The sequence below is a fragment of the Metasolibacillus meyeri genome (genome assembly GCF_003049505.1).
GTDB lineage: Bacteria > Bacillota > Bacilli > Bacillales_A > Planococcaceae > Metasolibacillus > Metasolibacillus meyeri.
In genome coordinates, this window is record NZ_PYWN01000024.1 from 1 (window position 1) to 18,380 (window position 18,380).

Consider the following 18,380-nt stretch of genomic DNA (forward strand, 5'->3'; position numbering starts at 1 on the left):
TTCCTCGTACGGTGGCTCTTCTTCCACTGGTGGAATTTCCTCGTACGGTGGCTCCTCTTCTTCCACTGGTGGAATTTCCTCATATGGTGGCTCTTCTTCCACTGTTGACGTTTCCTCTATAGCTTGTGACATTGTAGCATTAGGCTGATTGCGTATTCTGCCTTGTGCTAGTGGTCTATTATTGAAAATTGTTCTTTGCATCATGTTATCAGTTAGCTGTGCTTGGTCACCTGTTTGTTGATTTATTGCATCCTCTTTTTCGTCCTTGCCATTTAATAAAGCAGATAGGAATGTTGTATCTACTATTATTCTGTCCTCATCCGCGCTACTAATTATTTCTGTATCAAATTTCCGAACTTGCTCCATATCTAAATCAACAATTTCGATTTCGCCATCATAGCCGATAAATACACTTTTATTTAACGGTACTAGTAAAATACGATTTCCATCGTCTGTAACAACTTCAACCTCTCCTTCTAATACGCCTACCCATGTACCTTTTGCATCATAATAGACAAAAAACTCAGTTCCCATTACACCCATAATCGCATTTGGTGTTTCAATATTAAAACGGGAATCTCCTGTTAACTTCTCTTCAATTTTAATTTTGACTTTCCCCTCTTTTAAATATAAGTAAGACTTTCCTGCCTTTGCATTTATGCTAGTTACTAGCTCTATAAAGGATACTTGTGTATTGGGTGCCACTTGAATTTCTTTATTTTCATCAATCGCTAATTCAGCGCGTCCATCAGCACCTGTCATTAACGTATCGCCCTCAGTAAAAGCCATATTGGCAAACACCTTCAATATTTTATTCTCCGCTTCTTTTTTCACTTCTACTAAGCCCGTAATCGATAGGATTTTCCCAACTACATTTGTTTCTTTGTTAATAAATAAATAAGCAAATAAAGAAATGAAAATAATACTAGTAACTGCAATAACGACTGCTACTATTTTTTTATTCATCCCCTCACCCCTTCCAGCTCGTAAATTGTAATACTTTCTATCTTCCCCTTCACATGAATTTCACCTAATGGATTCACCACAACTTGATTCTTCACCTTTTCATACACTTTATCGCTTATAATAATTTGTCCCGGCTTTGTATTACTTTCAAGGCGCGCTGCTGTGTTTACCGTATCACCAATCGCCGTATAATCCATTCGTGTTTTTGAACCAATATTGCCAACAACTGCTGGTCCTGTATGAATACCGATACCAAATTTAACACTTTTTCCGTAACGTTCTAGTAATTTTTCTTCAAGAACAGCCGCTCCCTCTTTCATTGCCCAAGCAGTTTTCACAGCTTGTAGCTCATGATTTTCTATCGGTAAAGGAGCATTAAAAATAGCCATTGTTGCATCACCAATAAATTTATCTAATGTACCCCCATATTCAAAAATACAGTTGGCCGTTAAATTTAAATATTCATTTAAAATACCGACTATTTCCTCTGGTTCAACACTTTCCGATAATGTTGTAAAACCTCGAATATCAACAAAAATAACGCTAATATCTTTGCGACTGCCGCCTAATTTTAGCCCTTCTTCACCATTCTCTAAAATTTCTGTTACTACTTGAGGTGCTACGTAACGTCCGAAAATAGAAGTAATACGCTTGCGCTCCAATTGTTCAGTAAAATAATTAAAACCAACTGACACAATGTAAGAAACAGTAAACAGCGTTAACATATAAACAAGGGAAATAATCCAACCTTTTCCGTATAAAATTTTACTGCTTAACAGCACAATACCTGTTGTTAAAACAAATAGTAGTAGCGACAATAATGAAGAACGCATTCGGCAAATGAAATAAGCAATACCTGCTGCTACTAGTAATAATCCCATATTCCATTGCCAAGCTACTTCTTTTTTAAAATTACCTTCCAATAAATTTTGAATAATATTGGCATGAATTTCTACGCCATACATAGGCTGTTTTTGACTCATGGGTGTTAAAAAATCGTCCTTAATTCCGACTGTATACGGACCAACTAAAACAATCCGGTTTTCAAAATATAGAGGTGGAACATCTCCATTCAGCACCATCGTATAAGGAATTACTTCAAACGCATTCGGCTTCCCTACATAGTCAATATGCAATTGTTGAAATCGGTTTAAAGCTTTGTGATTTATTGTTAAGGCTTGACCTTGCTGTTCTAAATACTTTTCAGCAATTACGGCTGAAAAACTTTGAACCATCTCACCTTGATAAGAAAATTGAAGCAATGCTTTTCTAACAATGCCATCTTGATCAGGAATTGTATTCAAGTGCCCTAATCCACTTGCTGCTTCTTTCAATGCTGGAAATGGCTCTGATAATGCTGTACTCTCTATCATGCCTTCTGTCGCATAACTAGCAAATTGCCCATAATGTGCAAGTACTACATTGTCATTCGATTGAATCGCGTGAATAAACTGCTCATCCTCTTTTGCATCCTCAGCCGGTAAGGGGAAGGTAACATCAAAGCCAATAATCGCTACCTTCCCTTCATTTAAAATACGCACTAAATTCGCATGAGTATCACGTTTCCAAGGCCAGTGCCCAATCTGCTGTAAACTCTCGTCATCAATCGCAATAATCGCAATTCTTGAATCAATAGCTCTCCCTTCTTGTAACCATAGGTCTTGTAGCTTTAGCTCAAGCCCCTTCAAGCCATCTTTATATAATAAAAAACTTAAAATAATCGCAATAGCAACCATCATATAACTAAATTTTATTTTCATATCTACCTCCTATGAAATTTTCTCTGACATAAAGAGCATGAAAATAATAATTTGCAAAATATGTATGGATTGATCTATAAACAAACCCATTCCTAAAGAATCTAACTTTTTGTAAAACCCTATTGGTTTTGCCTTTAAATAATCCGCTAGCGCATGTACAGTAAATAAAATCAAAACATCTAAAAGGTCCACTGAATAGCCTATTAAATGTGCTGCTATTAAAACGGTTCCCGTCCAAATGCCCGCATGACTACATAGAACAATAAAATTTTTTCCTTTCATTTTAGCAAGAAATTCTCCTTGTAAAGGGTAGTCGGCTAGTAAGTGTGCGAATACTAATATTAAAAAGTCCATTGTATACCTCCTCACATAGGCATGATTTTAAAATGAACTACGCTAAAACATCATTTATACATAGGATAAATTCGTAAGGTTAAAATTAGGTTAAAAAATTAAATATTTTTCTGAAAAATATAATATATCTAGCTAAATTAAATACAGTTTTCATGAATTAGTCATTTAGTATTATCTGTCATTATGTTAAAGTAAAATTAATCATTGCCATTTTACTATGAAACTTGGAGGAATTAAGCATGAACATTATCGAAGCACTTGCTATGTCAGCCCCTTATATTCACCTTGCCTTAAAAGAAGAAGCTATTGTAGCTGTCTGTCGAAAAGAAGATCAAAAAATGATTAAATATTTAGCTGGTAAGCGAGTAGATACTGGTTACAAAGATGGGGATTCTATTAATCCGAACGACGATAATGTATTTATAGCCTTTAAAGGAAACAATGCAGATGTTATCATTCCAGAGGATGTATACGGTGTGGCGGTAAATGCTTTCTCATTCCCGATTCGTGAAAATGGTAAAGTCGTAGGAGCACTAGCTTTCGGTCTACCAATTGATAATACTGTTAAGCTTGAAAAATATATAGAACAAATGAATACGATTGTTACAAATTTACAAGATAAAGTACATACAATCGCCTCTCATTCTGAGGAGCTAGCTGCAACAAGTGAAGAAATTAACCGTCAAGCGCAACATGCGTTAGAAGATGCCGAGAAAACAAATGGAATTACCGATTTAATTAAAAATATTTCTCGTCAAACCAACTTACTTGGCTTAAATGCTTCCATCGAAGCTGCACGTGCAGGTCAACATGGTGCAGGATTCAACATCGTAGCGCAGGAAGTTCGTAAAATGTCTCAAGAAACATCAAATGCGACTGAAAATATTGAAGGTTCATTAAAAAATATTAATCGTAATTTAGAAAATCTAAAGCAAAACATGGGGCAAATCAACGGAGCTACAAATGAACAAGCTCAGCTAGTCCAAGATTTTAGCGAAATTATTGAAGAATTAACAACGCTAAGTCATGAAATGAAATCATTTATGCAAAGTACATTAAAATAAAAGGGCGGCTTCATCCTTTGCGAAAGGGTGTAAGCCGCTTTTTTGGCTTATCCTAGTGTAAGCCATTGCACCTCAATGACAAAATGGGAGTAATGTAATCCGAAAAGATCCGATGTTGGATGTTTAAACATTCAAATGAGGTCTACTAAATATGAAATTAAGTAGTTATTTAAGAGGTTAGCTTATTTTTTAAAAAGTAAATGCTTTTTTCATTTTCTGTAATTTTATGCGCATGGAATTGTAAAATTTCATGAATGCTATCAGTTGCTTCTTGCTGAAGCCGTACTGTATGCTCAAACATCTCACCTATGCCACTATTTGTTTTTTCCAATGCCTCCACACGTCCATTCAGAGCATGTAAATTTGTCTCTACATTTTCTAGACGTACTTTTACATCTACCATATCTGTTTCTAATTTACCAAGGCGTACTTCTACGTTTTCTAATCGTACTTCTACATCTGCAAGACGTGCCTCTACTTGATCGAAACGTTTATTCATATTTTGTTGCATACTATCAACACTTACTACTAGGTTTTGGAGCATTTCCATCATAATGCTTTCATTGTTCATTTTCTTCACCTCCCCTCTCTTCTAAATTGTAGCATAAACAGATTGATAAATTAATAGAGGAAAATTCCAAAATGCGCTCACTGCTACGCTACATGAAAGGCGGTTAAAAAATCGAGAAGGGCAACTTCCATTTCCCTTCCCGATAACCATTATTGTCATTTTATAAAAATATGCATCAACTAAGCATTTTCCCCTTCTTTTCCACCCCTCTAATGAAGCTCTTCGGAATGGATGAATCGTGTTCAATAATAAATGCTTTTGAGAAATAATTATAATATGAACTATCATGTCCTTTTGGTGATAAAATAATGAGCTTGCGCTTTAGCTCCTTCGCGTATAAATCAAACACTTTATCTTTGCGCTCATCGTCTAATGCACTATCAAATTCATCTAGCACAATATAGCTTGGAGCAATGGATAAATTTTGGAGCAATGCTAACGCAAATAGCAAGGAGCTAAGTGACTCCTCACCACCAGAAACACCTTTCCCCACCTTCCCATGACGAGCTTTTACGCTAACATCTTCCATGTCACCACCATGACCAATTTTACGCGCCTTGACAAAGAGTAAGTATTTAATACGGCCTGTCTTTTCTGTCACTCGCTCCTTTTCAATTTTTCCTTCAAAGTGGAATTTGTCCATATATTTTTGGAAAAGCAAATTGATTTTTGTTAAATGCATATTAATGGTCGTTTCAAGTCTGTCTTCGTTTTCAGCCGCGCGATTCGCATTTTCCTCAAGAAGTATTTCAGCCGTCGCCAAATCATTTTTCTTACGGTCAAAATCATTTTTCATCACTTCGTAGTTTTTCTCAGCATTGACATTTACCTTTTCTGTCCGTGCATTTTCAAAAGCTGCTGCATATTGCACAGTACCATTTCGCAATGCTTCCTTGCCTAAATTCATGGAAACTCCTTCATCCATGACAGATGCCTCTAATGGTAAAATTTGCGCTAGTTCCTGTAGTTTAATTGTTAAAGATTGCTGCTCCGCATCTAGCGTCTCCATTCTGTCTTTGTTGTTTTTGCTGTTTAAGTCATTTTTCGTTAATCTTTCTATAGCTAATTCAACATCTACCTTACGTTTTCGTGTTTCGTTGCTTTGAAGGTGTACCTCGTTTGTTTTGCTTGTCAATTCCGTTACAAGATTTCCTCGCTGCTGATTAAGTTCGGTTACATTTTTTTGAACTGTTTTTAGCTGTGCTTCTAATAGTTGTAGTCGCCTTTGCTGTTCTGCTGCTGCCCCAAGCTCGTCATAAATTTGACATTCCTTCTCTAATAGTTGAAATTCATGCACTGTGCCAGCTAGCTGTTTTTGTATTTTTTTCTGCCTCTGCTCTATAGCGCTTTGCTCATCATAAATTGTAGACAATTGCTCCTCTAGGTGTACAAGCTGCTTTTTATAATGTTCTAATTCACCTTCACGTAGCAGTATACTCTCCGCCTCTTGAATTTCACGCTTCTCTCCGTGTAATTGCTGAATAGATATTTGGTTACTATTATACTGTTCATCTAGCTTTGTTTGCTGTTGCTTTAAACTAGCTAATAAACTTTCTTGTTCCTGTAGCATTTGCTGGATTGCGGCATCGCTTAAAATATATTGCAGTTGCTCCTGCGCTCCTCGACTACCTCGCTCATCAAAGAGAATGCCGTTTTCAATTTGTGGCGTCTTTATAAAAAATTGTTCGACCCACCATAATGCTTTATTTGCATAGTTTTGCATTTGCTCTGATAAACCACTGCGCATTTGCAAACCAAGTTGAGGAAGATTCACAATAATACGATTTGGTACAACTTGCTTTAACGACACATAATATAAGTCGTTCATCGGTCTATAATTAGCGCCATTATAAAAAATCGTATATTTGATTGCTTCGATTTTCTCTTCTAATTTCAAAGGAGCATTTGGTGCAAGCTCAATTAATTCACGTAATGTATAGGCCTCCATACCTTTTTTTCGCAAATCTTGTAATCCTTGCTGTTGTCGTGTAGACCTTACTTGCTTCTTCCGTAATTGCTGGATCTTTTGCTCATGCTCATTTATTTTTGGTATAGCTAACTGCTGTTCTTTGAAAATTTCCTGCTGCTTCATATTTGCTTGTTGGATCAATGTTTCAATATGACTACTGCTCGTATACAGATTGACAGCCTTATACGCCTTTTCAAGCTGCAGCTGAAAAGTTTGTTGATTTGTTTCTATTTGAGCCTGTTCCCTTACAATCCTTTGCTCTTGCTTCTTCAAAAGAGTTTCATTATGTTGTAATTGTTTTTCCTGTTCCTCTAACTGCTTTTTTTGCGCTACTGTTGCATCATATTTAGCAAATGTCGTTTCCTCATCAAAACGTAGGCGTCTTGCCTTTTCAGAAATTGCTTCAAGCTGTTTAAATAACTGTTCATAGTCTTTTCTCAATGTCGTTGCTTTATCTTGCCATCCCTCTAACTCGACCTTTTTTTCTGTTAGCTGCTTTTCAATTTCCTTGCTTTCAGCTTTCAGTTTTTCTAAGTGCTGGATTGCTGCTTTTTCATGTTGACTATATTCAGATTGCTTTTGCAGTAGCTCCTTCTTCTCCTCCTCAAGCTGTAAAAGAATCGCACGCTCCTTCTCTAGCTCGCTCGTAAATTTTTGCAATAGCAGCGTCATAAACGTATAGTATTTGCTTCCATTTTCGATTAAACGTCGACGATTATTTTGAAAATTAGTTAAATCATTTTCAGCAACCCTTAAATTAGATTCTGCGGCTCTTACAACAGAGGATAAATGCTCAATTTCACGTTCTACTTCTTTCACGCTTTCGAGTGCAGTTTCCCACTGATTCTGCATATCCGCAATATCAAACATATTACTGAATTGGCGAAAGCGTTCCTCTGGATTCATCGCTGCAAATTGATTTACTTCCTGCTGATACCAAATTAAATAGTATAAATCTGGATCGATTTTATATTTACTTCGCAAGTCCTCTCGATAAGCACTAAAATTGCGTCCCGTTGTATTTCCCGATGTATAGGAAGTCACATTTGTTAATTGCTCCTCCGTTTCACCTGTTAAAATACGATATTCCTTTTGAATGATGCCATTTTTGATAGGCTGATGAACAGCTAACTCAAAGGCAATAAAAGGTGGTCCATCGATGCGTGCAGATCCTTCATTTTTAAATACAAGTGTCATTCTTGCATTCCACGGCTTATCTGCCGCCAAATTATTTGAACGCAGACCTTCAATCTCAACCTTTGCTGAATATAAAATGGCGCCAATACAAAAAGTGAGCGTTGACTTCCCAACGCCATTTGGTCCTGTAATGAGTATATGTTCGTTCGCTTCTCCGAGGGCGATACTACAGGAGGAAAAGTCACGGACACCATGTATTTTTAAGACATATGGAATCATTGCATATCCTCCTCAACATACAAATTATAGCGCTTAAAAAATTTCATTACTTCTTCTTTATTTAACTTTGTTTCCTGTGCAAACTCGACCGTGCGATGCAAAAATGAATCAGAAAATAAGTGGACGCCAATCGTTGTCAGCTGGTACGCTTCTTCCGAGGTTTCTGTATAATCTTCAACAGCGCCAACTTTTTTCAATTGATCCATATTCACTTTCATTTTTCGATTCGCATTTAGCGATTCATGTCCAAAGTCAAGCAGCAACTGATGCAATAACGTAAATTCATGCCCCAATACTTCCTGCTGATAAAATAGATATAATAAAATGGCTAACGCCTCATGGCTTAATGTCGATTTCGCATTATTCGCTGTCACACGCATCATCGCTACAATGCGGTCGCGTCGCTCATCATAGACAATTTTAAAATAGCGCTGCACCGCTCCATTCACACGTTGAATAAAGGAATACAATGCTTCATCATCATTTTTAATGTTTAAAATTCTCTCTAATTCAACGCGACGCAGCCCATAATTTGCTCCTTTTATTGAAGCCGATGAGGAAAATAAAAGCTGCATAAACGCAAGCTCCTCCTCTGTTGTTAAATAACCTTTGAGCTGATTAATCATCGCTAGTGAGCTTGCGTATGGTATATTGTTTGTCTCCATCATTTATCCACTCCCATTCCTTGTCGAATTCCTTCGTTTCTGCTTTTGGCTGTGCCGCTATTTTGCTATTACTCGTTAAGGCAGACAGTGCCAGCATAGATAAAATCGCATCATTCCACTTATTTGAACTAGATTCCACAATGAGTTGCTCTATTTCCGTTTCACCATGCTCCTCTAAATAGTTTTCTATTTTTGACGTATCGATTTGTGCCTTCATCATTTGCCAATTTGCCGAATCCAATGCCTCTCTAATTGAACCATTCATAATCTCAATATCATCATACACAGGCTCTTCTATTTCTTGCATTTCTCCCTCACGCTTCGGCTCGTATATTTCTAAATAATTCACCGCCTCATGAATATCTTCCTTACCAATCGGTGCAGCAAATTTTACTGGAAGCCATAAGCCATCGAATGTTTCACCTTCATACTGATTTTGCTCCATAAAGCTAAAAATATCGTGTGTCGTTGGAATATTTGAGTGCGCTGGTGGCTCATAAATCGATAAAATAAAATTACGCACTTTCTCTGGAGAAATCTTTTCTTCTATTGGTGTGAGCTGCATATTGACGAAGCGAATGTATTTCGTTAATACGCTTAAGCTTAACGCAGTTCCTTTTGTCATTGTCGCTGTCCCACGATGGATTAAATTGCTCATAATAAGGCTTTCCTCTAATGTTTGAAACTGCGCTAAACGCTCCGCCATTTTCCCTTCTAATTCCTGCATTAATCCGTTAATTTGCTCAAGCTGTGGTAACGCATTGCGATCCGCTAAAAATTCAAGCTGTCGGCTTTCAAGCTGTTCAATGGCCTGCTCGACATTATAAATCATCGACGCAATTTTATTCCCACCAGATATGCCCTTATCATCATAAGCTGCACTAATTTCTGCATCGCGCCTCGCTTGAAATAGTGAACGACCAATATCATCCTGCAAATAGTAAGCAAGCGCATCATTTCCCATCCGAATTAAGCCGTCCATTAGGCGCTTTCCACGATCCATTAGCTTAATTTGCCGCGTTTGCTTCATCACCCAATTATTGCGCTCTAAAATATTCAAGACGCGCTGAATCGTTTGTATTGTCGGTGGTTCTTCATCATTTGTATAAATGCTTCGATATCGGTAATATAGCGTATCTTCCGTATCGATTGGTTCACGAATTCCTAATGATGCCTCATTCAATAGCTGGATAATATTCAAAAAACGAATAATTTCTGTCGGTGAATCGTACATTTTTTCCGTGCTTAAATCTTTCAAAACAGCTGATAAGGAAGCTAAATCCCGCATCGATTTCATAAACTCTGCTGAAAAATAATCACTTTGAAAAATTGAGATTGGTGCATTTACACCCATGTTTCCCATTGCTCTCTACCTCCTAATTGCTGCTCTTGCTCATGCTTTCCTTCCTGTTGAAGCCATTGTTCATATAAGGAAATATCCGTAAATAGCTGATTATGACGCCCGATAATTTTATATGGGCATGACAATAGTTGAATCGCATTTTTGGCAATCGTTAGCCCTGCTACATCATAATCCGTCCAAATTAACACTTGCTGAATCGTACTACATAGCAACTGCTTAATCAATTGTTTATGAGCAGAACGAATTTGTCCGTCTAAACAAAGAACAAACGAATTGCTCTTCTGTAAAAATTCACTTTCTGTTGCCATTCTTGTTAAAATAGCTCGATTTTCAACTAACCATAATGTTGTATTATTCGTTGTAAATGTTGTTTGCAACACCGCATTATCTGTTGTCGCATGCACTGCGCCAATTTCATATGTAGCCAATGCTGCTTGTGCATGTCCAGCGAAATAAATTGGAACAATTTTCCCAATGCTGACAAGTCCATAGTTCGCCACATCAATATTGAATTGCTCTAAATATGCTAAAAACTCCTCACGCTCTGCATCAAACATTTTAGAAGCGCCTATTCGATCTTCATATGTAGCGCCAATCTCTTTAAAATCAAATAAATCTTTACGCTGTGCAAGCTGATAAAATGCAATGCAAAATTGGATAAACTTCAACCGTTTTGCCTGATTCCAACGGGATGGCATGACATCGAAACGCATAGCCTTCTGAAATGATTGTGGCATTTGTAGTGCCTCTGCTTGTGTGAATAGCAGTGTTAGCTGAAAATTATATTGTTGCTGGTCTTGTGCTTGCTGTTGCTCAAGCACCTCCATATATGTTGGTCCCATACGATAAACCTCTTCTTTTACGCTAAGCCCATCTACATTGTAGCGAATTTCACGCACAATCCATCCTGCTGAAAGCCATTGATAAATCGTTTCAACAGGTTCATCTAACTGACGCTTTGCCTTAAGTGAAAATTTATACTTCACCAATACTTTAGGTATGACTATTTCATTAGCTAATTGCTTTGCTATCTTTATTTGCGCAACTTTTTTATAAATCCGTGCTGAATGCTTCACGATTGTTAAAGTTTGTATATTACCTTGCTGTTCGATTTTCTCAATTTTTTCACCAGATTTTAAAATAAATTGTTGAACAAAATCTATTATATTATTTTCTTTATATTGCAACGTTTATCACCTCTAAAAATACCAACATTGTTATTTGTTTCATTATACTACGAAAAGAGCATCCTCTCTCATAAAGAGAAAAGATGCTCTTTTTACCATTTTATCCTACATTAACGAACAGTAAGTTTTTTGCATAAAAGCAGACGCCCGTCTCAAGATAAAAAACAATCACCATCCATAAAAGTTTGAATAAGACCAACATGATATTGATCACACAAGCATTTCCAGATAATGTGAAGCTCTTCGTTTATGTTCTCAATAAAAATAAGAAAACGCCTATTTCGCTCGTTCCTTCGCATACTCCGCAGCCGCTGTAAACACAATATCTGACGATGAGTTTAACGCTGTTTCACAGGAATCTTGTACAACCCCAATAATAAAGCCGATTGCTACGACCTGCATGGCGATATCATCTGAGATGCCGAGTAAGCCACATGCTAGCGGTATTAACAATAAGGAACCTCCTGGAACGCCTGACGCACCAGCAGCTGAAACCGCTGCTAAAGCCATCAAAATGACGGCTGTCAAAATATCAACCTCAATACCTAACGTATGCGCCGTTGCCATCGTTAAAACAGAAATGGTTACAGCCGCCCCCGCCATATTAATCGTTGCCCCTAATGGAATCGATACAGCATATGTATCTTTGTTTAACTTTAATTTTTCAGCGAGTGCCATATTCACTGGAATATTGGCAGCCGAGCTACGTGTAAAGAATGCTGTAATACCACTTTCCTTTAAGCTTGTTAAAACAATTGGATATGGATTGCGACGTGCTACAAGCAGGACAATCAATGGATTAACAACTAATGCCACAAAAAACATCGTAACAACTAAAATAATAATTAGTCGACCATACTCTTGTAATGCTGATAAGCCTGTCGTCGAAATAATATCAAACATAATCCCCATAACACCAATTGGCGCTAGACTAATAATCCACTGTACAATTTTTGTAACAGCATCTGATATATTTGCTAACATCGTTTTTGTTGAATCATTCGATGCCTTTAATGCAATCCCAAGCAGCACAGCCCATGCTAAAATACCAAGGTAATTAGCATTCATAATAGCGCTCACTGGATTTGTTACAATATTAAATAATAGCGACTCTAATACTTCTATAACGCCACTTGGTGGAGCAATTTCCTGAGCGCCTGTTTTTAATGTCAGCTCTGTTGGAAATAGATAGCTTACTACAACACCAACAAAGCCTGCTAAAAATGTGCTAACCGCATAAAGCACCAGTACCATCTTCATATTTGTTGCCTTGCCACTAACGTGTGACGCAAGTGCGTTAATAACTAACACGAATACAAGTATTGGCGCAACGGCCTTTAGTGCTGATACAAATAATGTTCCTAAAATTGTTATACCACTTAATGCCTCTGGAGCAATTAATGCTAAAATAATGCCGAGAATAATACCTACAACAATTCTGCTTACAAGATTAATGCGATTCCATGTTTCAAACAATGTTTTCATTTCTTTCCTCCGCGAATCTAGATGTAATTTCTTTATTGTACAATAATCATACATTGTATATCACAATAACACAACTGTGTTTTTCAAAAGCACAAACAAACATCTTATCTTATTAATTATTTTAGATTAAAAAATATTCAAGTGTTGTATCATTAATAATTACATAATATATTCATCAAAAATAATTGGTGTAAAGTATCATTTTCTTTAAATATTTCACTTTAGGTTCCTACTTGAAGTATATCCATCCATTATTTTTGAAACTATTTTCACCACTCACCCGTCTATTGCGTGAAGAAAGGAGGCATCTAGCTTTGAATGCAGACGAAATGAGAGATTTGATGGGTTTATACGGCGATTACCTTACGCGTCTGTCCTATGTTTATGTGAAAAACTGGACGATTGCAGAAGACATTGTGCAAGACGTTTTCATCAAATATTTTCAAACACAGCAATATAAAGGGCAAGCAAGCATCAAAACTTATTTAGCAAAAATGACGATACATAAAAGCTGTGACCATTTACGCAGCATAAAAAATAGGCTGCGCATCTTAGAGGGCCTTTGGAAAAACAAGCAACAAACAATCCCATCAAGTGAGCAAGAAACTTTACAAAAGCTAGAACAGCACGCGATTGCAAAAGCTGTGTTAGAGCTTCCTATCAAATACCGAGAAGCAATCGTGTTATTTTACTATGAAGAAATGACGAGTTTTGAAATTGCGACACTCTTAAGCATCTCTGAAAATACAATTAAAACGAGATTAAGGCGAGGGCGCGATTTATTGAAAACGTCACTGAGCGAAGTTCAATTGGGAGGTGATCTGTATGAATAATATTAAGCGAGAGCTCAAGGAAGTACTGGAAGATAAAACGCACTTCACACCAAAAAATGAAAACTATGTCCTGCAACAAATCATGCAGCCCAAAAAGAAAAGTTGGACTACTTTATTTATAGCAGCAAGCTTTGTCACATTGCTCGCATTATTTGTTGGTGCAAGCTTATGGCAGCAAACAAATGATTCAAAAGCACAATTTACTCACTTCTTTGAAAGCTACATGGAAGGCGAAAATTATGAAGTGATTTTTCAGGAATTTAATTATTTAAAAGAGGGGGATGCACTTGTTGCCTTTATTGAGCGAGACGAGGGGGAAAAAATCTATTTAGCCTATTTAGAATACAAAAATGGCTGGCGGTGGATACAAGCGACAGGTACACAAAGTAAGCCCTATGACGGTAAGGAATTTTGGGGTTCAACTGTCCAAGAGCCTTTTATGTATGCAGGTGTTATTGAGACAGCAGAGATAAAACAAATTATCGTCGGTGAACAGAAGGCAACCTTGATTCCCCTTACAGATGGGCTCACTTACTGGTTTGCTATTAGCGATAAGGCCGCACGTATTATTGTCCAAAATAAAGACAATACATGGGAACGACTAGCTGGGGACTTATATAGTAGGAGTGATGAAATCGAAGATATTCCATTGATTAATTCATTATCAGGAGAACAGTATGCTATCCAGTTAACGAGTAATACGATGGAACAAGGTAAGCAAGAATATACGCAATACCCTCTTGTCGTTGATCCACAATTCGATCAACTAGATCGTTTAGATGTTATTCTTTATACAGCTAAGGATGGGCAGCAAGTAATGAGCCGTGTACTCGGCTTACCTAATGAAACGATTGAAATTATCAATGGCTCTGTCGTTATTAATACAATTCCAATTCCGTACCATGCTATGTTCGCAAAAATAATGGGTGAAACCGTCTATGAAAATTATATTGAGAAATTTGAAGATACAAAAAATGCACAAGAAATTTTCTTTTTTAATCATGCGATCACACAGCTTTCAGAAAAAGAAATTTTCGTCATTCCTGACAATTGGTCACTTGATAAAATAGAAGCAATCTCACTGGAGCAAGTTGATGCCAAGGTGATAGGTTACGAAAGTAAATATATGGAAAAAGAATGGACTGAACAGGAGCGCAGCTTATATACAGCCTTCAAAAATTCAAACGATATAGAAGTATTCCGCAATGTTGACCCGATTACTTATGCACGTGTACAGCTATATGCGCAGTTTTTAGTAGATAAACGGACAGCCTACCGCATGTATACAACAGAGCCAGGGCATGTTCAATGGACTGAAGAGGAGCATATACGTCAAAATAACTCCTTTTCCCATTTAGAAAACGAGCGCCGTTACGCCCCGTACTATGCGCAACTTCTACAAGCTGGTGAATTTCAAATTCACAATGATGAAGGTATTATTACTTTCCACTTACCTAGTGGAGACATAGGCATGTGGCGCATGATTCAAAATAAAAACGGCATTTGGCAATCTGACTTTTTGCCGTTACAATGATAGCTATCAAAAAATTTGTACCCCACTAATAACAGAAGGAACTGGTCTAGAAAGTGATTCATACACTACTTTCTAGACCAGTTCCTATTAATATGGCTGTGGTAAAGGATTTCCTGGCGCTCTCCACCAAGATTCAACCAGTTTCCAAGCTGCCTCAAAACTATAGCCCGTTCCCATTAAATAACCAATTGCTACTGCTTCTGTTAAAGCATGCTGATAGCCTAAATACTGTGCTTCGCATAAGCCATGATGAACAACTGGTGCAATCGCAGCGAGTGTTTGCTGCTGTAAATTATGATGTTGCCCTCCATTGTTGCAAGTGTTTGGCTGTGCTCCTTGTGGATACATATGCGATGGATGTGGCTGATGATTTCCATACATATTTCATCACTCCTATTCTAGGCCATGTTTTGCCCTCTGCACCTACTATATGTATTCCCACACTATGTGACACAATTAATTTGGTCTGGTTGTTAGCTAGGGACTCCTATTTCTTTCATTACCTAATATAATCCATCATCTTTACATCCTCAAGATAACGCTTCAATACGAGCATTTGGTGAAATTCTGTATCGAGTGACCAATACAATAAATATTTAATTGGCTGGTAAATAACTAATAGCATTAAAACAAGCGAAAAAACTTGCAATATATAGTTAATCGTTTGCTCATAATTGCCAATCAATGTCGATATGAATGTCGTGCTTGGAATCAAAATTGCTGAAATAATTCCATACAGCCACTTCCTTAATTTTTCGCTCAAACGTAAGCCTGACAGTTCAGTATCTGCTGAGCTAATTAACATATTTAGCTGCTCCAGTTTCAGTAGATGATTTTCTATTAATACTCTCCTCATTAGTTGAATATTTTTTTGAAATGTTTCCTTCTCATCACCTAATTGAGCACGCGTATTTTTATTTTTCTCATGTTTAAAATAAATAACCGATGTCACCCCACAGACTACCCCACCAACAATACATCTGAATTTTTGCGTATCTGGATAGGCATAAAGTATGAAGAATACCATCATCGCAATTAAGCTAAGTGAGCATACCCACACATACCACTTTATTCCCTTTATATGAAATTCCCGGTCAATATATTGCTTAAAAAATGCTTCACTGACCACATTCAGCAAGGTGTTACTCCCTTCTCTGATAAGCTTTTTATTATCATATGTTGCTGGAATTTGTATGGTGTAAAATCAATTTCTTTCGAACAAGTCACCTGAGATAGATTGTGCACTTGTTGAACCAAGTTAAAATGCTGGGAACTCGCGAGCAAAATAACTTATTTGAGCAATTTTCGCTGCGATTTGATCACTTCTTCGTATTATTTGAGCGCTTTTTAGCTAGTTATGAGCGATTCTCCCACATTTAAAATAATAATCTCAAATATCACAAAAAAGAATGCCTTTTTCATTCGGCATTCCTTTTTACATATATCCTTCACTTGCAGTAGCAGGGTATTTCGATTTATCCCAAAAATGATCCTTTGAAATTTGCTTATCCGAAATTAAAAAATAATTATAAAACACTTTGTTGCCTTGATCTGGAACAGGGTCATTCCATGTAACATCTAGATGGTACCACTCGCCATCTAGCTTCACTAAATTCCAAGCATGTAACTCACCTGAAGTAACCTCACCCGAAATATATTTTGATTCTATATTTAGCTCTTCTAATAAAAGTAAAGCCGTTAATGCATAGCCCTCACATACGCCTTCACCATTCATTAAAATCGAATACGGTGTGTATGGACTTTCCTTGCTATTCAAATTGTACTTTGTATTCGTTACAATATAGTCATTGACATATTTCACCTTCTCGACTTCTGATAAGTCGTTTGGCATTGCACTAACGATTTGCTTAACCATTCCTTTGACGAGTGCATTTTGCTCTGCTGTCATATCATATGTCGCTTTGATTTGAAACTCCACATAGCCATTGCGATAATCTTTTGCTTGCCAAGATAACTCTCTGCGTAAGCGAGATAAATAGAGTTCATTGTCCTCTAGCCAGCGCATTGCCTCATCTACAACTTGCTGCAAATCAGGCATTACACCGTGATATTCAATCATAAAATCACTTTCAAACTGCCCCATATAATAAGCCATTGCCTGTCCAAGCTGCTCCCCATTCGTCACAGCTGTTGGGTAATCGCTCTCCTTATAAACAGGCGTAATATTCGTTGTTGCAACCTTCTCAATATTAAAGCTAGGTTGCTCAGTAAATAGATTCAAAAGCTGATTGATTTGTCTCTCAACATCAAAGTTAAAATCGGTGTCTAACTTCAATGCAATTTGTGGATTAACTGTCGGTAGGGTTAAAGAGGAAGCCTTAAATTCATCCACAGCAATGGAGCCAAACAATAGGCTACAAAGCAAGAATAATACAGTAGCAACACCGAACACAACTGACTTTAGCCAAGAAAAAAGCGCTGTCAACGGATTTTTAATCATTAAATTTAACTCATCATTCAGCCTTTGTTCATACTTCTCCTGCTTCCGCGCCCGTCTAAAACGCCTCCTGCCATATACTACATTGTTATAAACACGCTTATATATCTCGAACTGCTGCGCTCTATTACCTTTTGCTTGGCGAATCTCCTTACGATTCTGGCGCAGCGCTTTCTTTAATCGACGTCGTATATTCAGTTGAGAAAAAAAGGACTTTAATGAAGCAATAAATAGCAAAGCCACTATACAAAAAATCACAGTAAATATAATAAAACTACTTAGCTCACTCAGCATATCATCACCTCTTCCTATCATTATAAAGGATAGACTAAAAAATGCGCATTGAAACCCTCAAAGCTAGTTAAAATAAAGTGAGGACACTTTTTATTTTTACATTTTATTCACCTAGAATTTATTCGATTTTATAGTACTTAATGGAGTTACAAATTTCTTCATTGTGATGCAGCAATTGTTTAAACATCTACTGAATCACAATAAAAGTCACCTCCTAAAAACTGAGGTGACTTGATCGTATTATTTATTCAACAATTCCTTCAAAACCCTTACCTCATCCTCCGATAAAGTAACCCCTTTGCCCATTTTTTCATGGTTTGGAGCCCATTCACGAATATCATATTTGGGCGTGTTGCCATTCCAACTAATGCGGTTTAGTTCCTTTTTCCAGCCTTTTGCTGATTCCGAAAGTACGCCAATATGCTCGACAATTTCGTATTTGATTTCTGCCATAGTTGCCT

Annotated in this window: 16 protein-coding genes; 3 read left to right on the forward strand and 13 right to left on the reverse strand. The window is 37.1% G+C overall.

Annotated features, from left to right (window positions below; all coding sequences use genetic code 11):
* The 3 genes from C9J34_RS03525 to C9J34_RS03535 form a co-directional block, all read right to left on the reverse strand.
* A partial coding sequence (locus C9J34_RS03525) for a FecR family protein (RefSeq protein WP_153062604.1) occupies positions 1 to 966 on the reverse strand: 966 nt, incomplete at its 3' end.
* Positions 963 to 2,726, reverse strand: a complete 1,764-nt coding sequence (locus C9J34_RS03530; RefSeq protein ID WP_107838481.1) for a CHASE2 domain-containing protein — start codon at positions 2,724 to 2,726, stop codon at positions 963 to 965. The genes C9J34_RS03525 and C9J34_RS03530, both read right to left, overlap by 4 nt.
* 9 nt (positions 2,727 to 2,735) lie before the next feature.
* Positions 2,736 to 3,080 carry a DUF3307 domain-containing protein gene (locus C9J34_RS03535; protein WP_107838482.1) on the reverse strand — a complete coding sequence of 115 codons (345 nt, stop codon included), beginning with the start codon at positions 3,078 to 3,080 and terminating at the stop codon, positions 2,736 to 2,738.
* Between the two features lie 239 nt (positions 3,081 to 3,319).
* On the opposite strand from C9J34_RS03535, the gene C9J34_RS03540 reads away from it, so the two are divergent.
* Positions 3,320 to 4,144, forward strand: coding sequence for a methyl-accepting chemotaxis protein (locus tag C9J34_RS03540; RefSeq protein WP_107838483.1), 825 nt, complete (start codon positions 3,320 to 3,322; stop codon positions 4,142 to 4,144).
* Between the two features lie 169 nt (positions 4,145 to 4,313).
* Here the strand turns inward: C9J34_RS03540 and C9J34_RS03545 are convergent, their stop codons facing one another.
* The 6 genes from C9J34_RS03545 to sstT form a co-directional block, all read right to left on the reverse strand.
* Positions 4,314 to 4,715 carry a hypothetical protein gene (locus tag C9J34_RS03545; protein ID WP_107838484.1) on the reverse strand — a complete coding sequence of 134 codons (402 nt, stop codon included), beginning with the start codon at positions 4,713 to 4,715 and terminating at the stop codon, positions 4,314 to 4,316.
* Between the two features lie 175 nt (positions 4,716 to 4,890).
* Positions 4,891 to 8,100 (reverse strand): SMC family protein, encoded by a 3,210-nt coding sequence (locus C9J34_RS03550; protein WP_107838485.1) that lies wholly within the window; start codon positions 8,098 to 8,100, stop codon positions 4,891 to 4,893.
* On the reverse strand, positions 8,097 to 8,765 hold the full coding sequence (locus C9J34_RS03555; RefSeq protein ID WP_107838486.1) for a hypothetical protein: 669 nt from the start codon (positions 8,763 to 8,765) through the stop codon (positions 8,097 to 8,099). The genes C9J34_RS03550 and C9J34_RS03555 overlap by 4 nt, the downstream gene beginning before the upstream one ends.
* Positions 8,719 to 10,128 (reverse strand): hypothetical protein, encoded by a 1,410-nt coding sequence (locus C9J34_RS03560; RefSeq protein WP_238600554.1) that lies wholly within the window; start codon positions 10,126 to 10,128, stop codon positions 8,719 to 8,721. Before C9J34_RS03560 ends, C9J34_RS03555 begins: the two co-directional genes overlap by 47 nt.
* Positions 10,110 to 11,315 (reverse strand): DUF2399 domain-containing protein, encoded by a 1,206-nt coding sequence (locus C9J34_RS03565; RefSeq protein ID WP_107838487.1) that lies wholly within the window; start codon positions 11,313 to 11,315, stop codon positions 10,110 to 10,112. Before C9J34_RS03565 ends, C9J34_RS03560 begins: the two co-directional genes overlap by 19 nt.
* A gap of 276 nt (positions 11,316 to 11,591) precedes the next feature.
* Positions 11,592 to 12,800 (reverse strand): serine/threonine transporter SstT, encoded by a 1,209-nt coding sequence (gene sstT / locus C9J34_RS03570; protein ID WP_107838488.1) that lies wholly within the window; start codon positions 12,798 to 12,800, stop codon positions 11,592 to 11,594.
* A gap of 314 nt (positions 12,801 to 13,114) precedes the next feature.
* Between sstT and C9J34_RS03575 the strand changes: the two genes are divergently transcribed.
* Positions 13,115 to 13,633, forward strand: a complete 519-nt coding sequence (locus C9J34_RS03575) for a sigma-70 family RNA polymerase sigma factor (protein ID WP_107838489.1) — start codon at positions 13,115 to 13,117, stop codon at positions 13,631 to 13,633.
* Positions 13,626 to 15,167, forward strand: coding sequence for a S26 family signal peptidase (locus C9J34_RS03580; RefSeq protein WP_107838490.1), 1,542 nt, complete (start codon positions 13,626 to 13,628; stop codon positions 15,165 to 15,167). Before C9J34_RS03575 ends, C9J34_RS03580 begins: the two co-directional genes overlap by 8 nt.
* An 87-nt stretch (positions 15,168 to 15,254) precedes the next feature.
* Here C9J34_RS03580 and C9J34_RS03585 read toward each other — a convergent pair whose 3' ends face one another.
* The 4 genes from C9J34_RS03585 to C9J34_RS03600 all read right to left on the reverse strand — a co-directional run bounded on the left by C9J34_RS03585 (position 15,255) and on the right by C9J34_RS03600 (position 18,372).
* Complete coding sequence (locus tag C9J34_RS03585) at positions 15,255 to 15,548, reverse strand: hypothetical protein (protein ID WP_238600555.1); 294 nt, start codon at positions 15,546 to 15,548, stop codon at positions 15,255 to 15,257.
* Positions 15,549 to 15,666: 118 nt separating this feature from the next.
* Positions 15,667 to 16,305 (reverse strand): hypothetical protein, encoded by a 639-nt coding sequence (locus C9J34_RS03590; protein ID WP_107838491.1) that lies wholly within the window; start codon positions 16,303 to 16,305, stop codon positions 15,667 to 15,669.
* A 297-nt stretch (positions 16,306 to 16,602) separates the two neighbouring features.
* Positions 16,603 to 17,919, reverse strand: a complete 1,317-nt coding sequence (locus C9J34_RS03595) for a transglutaminase domain-containing protein (protein ID WP_107838492.1) — start codon at positions 17,917 to 17,919, stop codon at positions 16,603 to 16,605.
* A 240-nt stretch (positions 17,920 to 18,159) separates the two neighbouring features.
* On the reverse strand, positions 18,160 to 18,372 hold the full coding sequence (locus C9J34_RS03600; protein WP_107838493.1) for a YdbC family protein: 213 nt from the start codon (positions 18,370 to 18,372) through the stop codon (positions 18,160 to 18,162).
* Between the last annotated feature and the right edge of the window lie 8 nt (positions 18,373 to 18,380).

What these genes read in the sequence shown, in the direction of transcription:
- C9J34_RS03550 (WP_107838485.1), bottom strand. Translation starts at nt 8,100, where the DNA reads ATGATTCCATATGTCTTAAAAATACATGGTGTCCGTGACTTTTCCTCC.
- C9J34_RS03530 (WP_107838481.1), bottom strand. Translation starts at nt 2,726, where the DNA reads ATGAAAATAAAATTTAGTTATATGATGGTTGCTATTGCGATTATTTTA.
- C9J34_RS03555 (WP_107838486.1), bottom strand. Translation starts at nt 8,765, where the DNA reads ATGGAGACAAACAATATACCATACGCAAGCTCACTAGCGATGATTAAT.
- C9J34_RS03595 (WP_107838492.1), bottom strand. Translation starts at nt 17,919, where the DNA reads ATGCTGAGTGAGCTAAGTAGTTTTATTATATTTACTGTGATTTTTTGT.
- sstT (WP_107838488.1), bottom strand. Translation starts at nt 12,800, where the DNA reads ATGAAAACATTGTTTGAAACATGGAATCGCATTAATCTTGTAAGCAGA.
- C9J34_RS03580 (WP_107838490.1), top strand. Translation starts at nt 13,626, where the DNA reads ATGAATAATATTAAGCGAGAGCTCAAGGAAGTACTGGAAGATAAAACG.
- C9J34_RS03545 (WP_107838484.1), bottom strand. Translation starts at nt 4,715, where the DNA reads ATGAACAATGAAAGCATTATGATGGAAATGCTCCAAAACCTAGTAGTA.
- C9J34_RS03540 (WP_107838483.1), top strand. Translation starts at nt 3,320, where the DNA reads ATGAACATTATCGAAGCACTTGCTATGTCAGCCCCTTATATTCACCTT.
- C9J34_RS03535 (WP_107838482.1), bottom strand. Translation starts at nt 3,080, where the DNA reads ATGGACTTTTTAATATTAGTATTCGCACACTTACTAGCCGACTACCCT.
- C9J34_RS03560 (WP_238600554.1), bottom strand. Translation starts at nt 10,128, where the DNA reads ATGGGAAACATGGGTGTAAATGCACCAATCTCAATTTTTCAAAGTGAT.
- C9J34_RS03600 (WP_107838493.1), bottom strand. Translation starts at nt 18,372, where the DNA reads ATGGCAGAAATCAAATACGAAATTGTCGAGCATATTGGCGTACTTTCG.
- C9J34_RS03585 (WP_238600555.1), bottom strand. Translation starts at nt 15,548, where the DNA reads ATGTATGGAAATCATCAGCCACATCCATCGCATATGTATCCACAAGGA.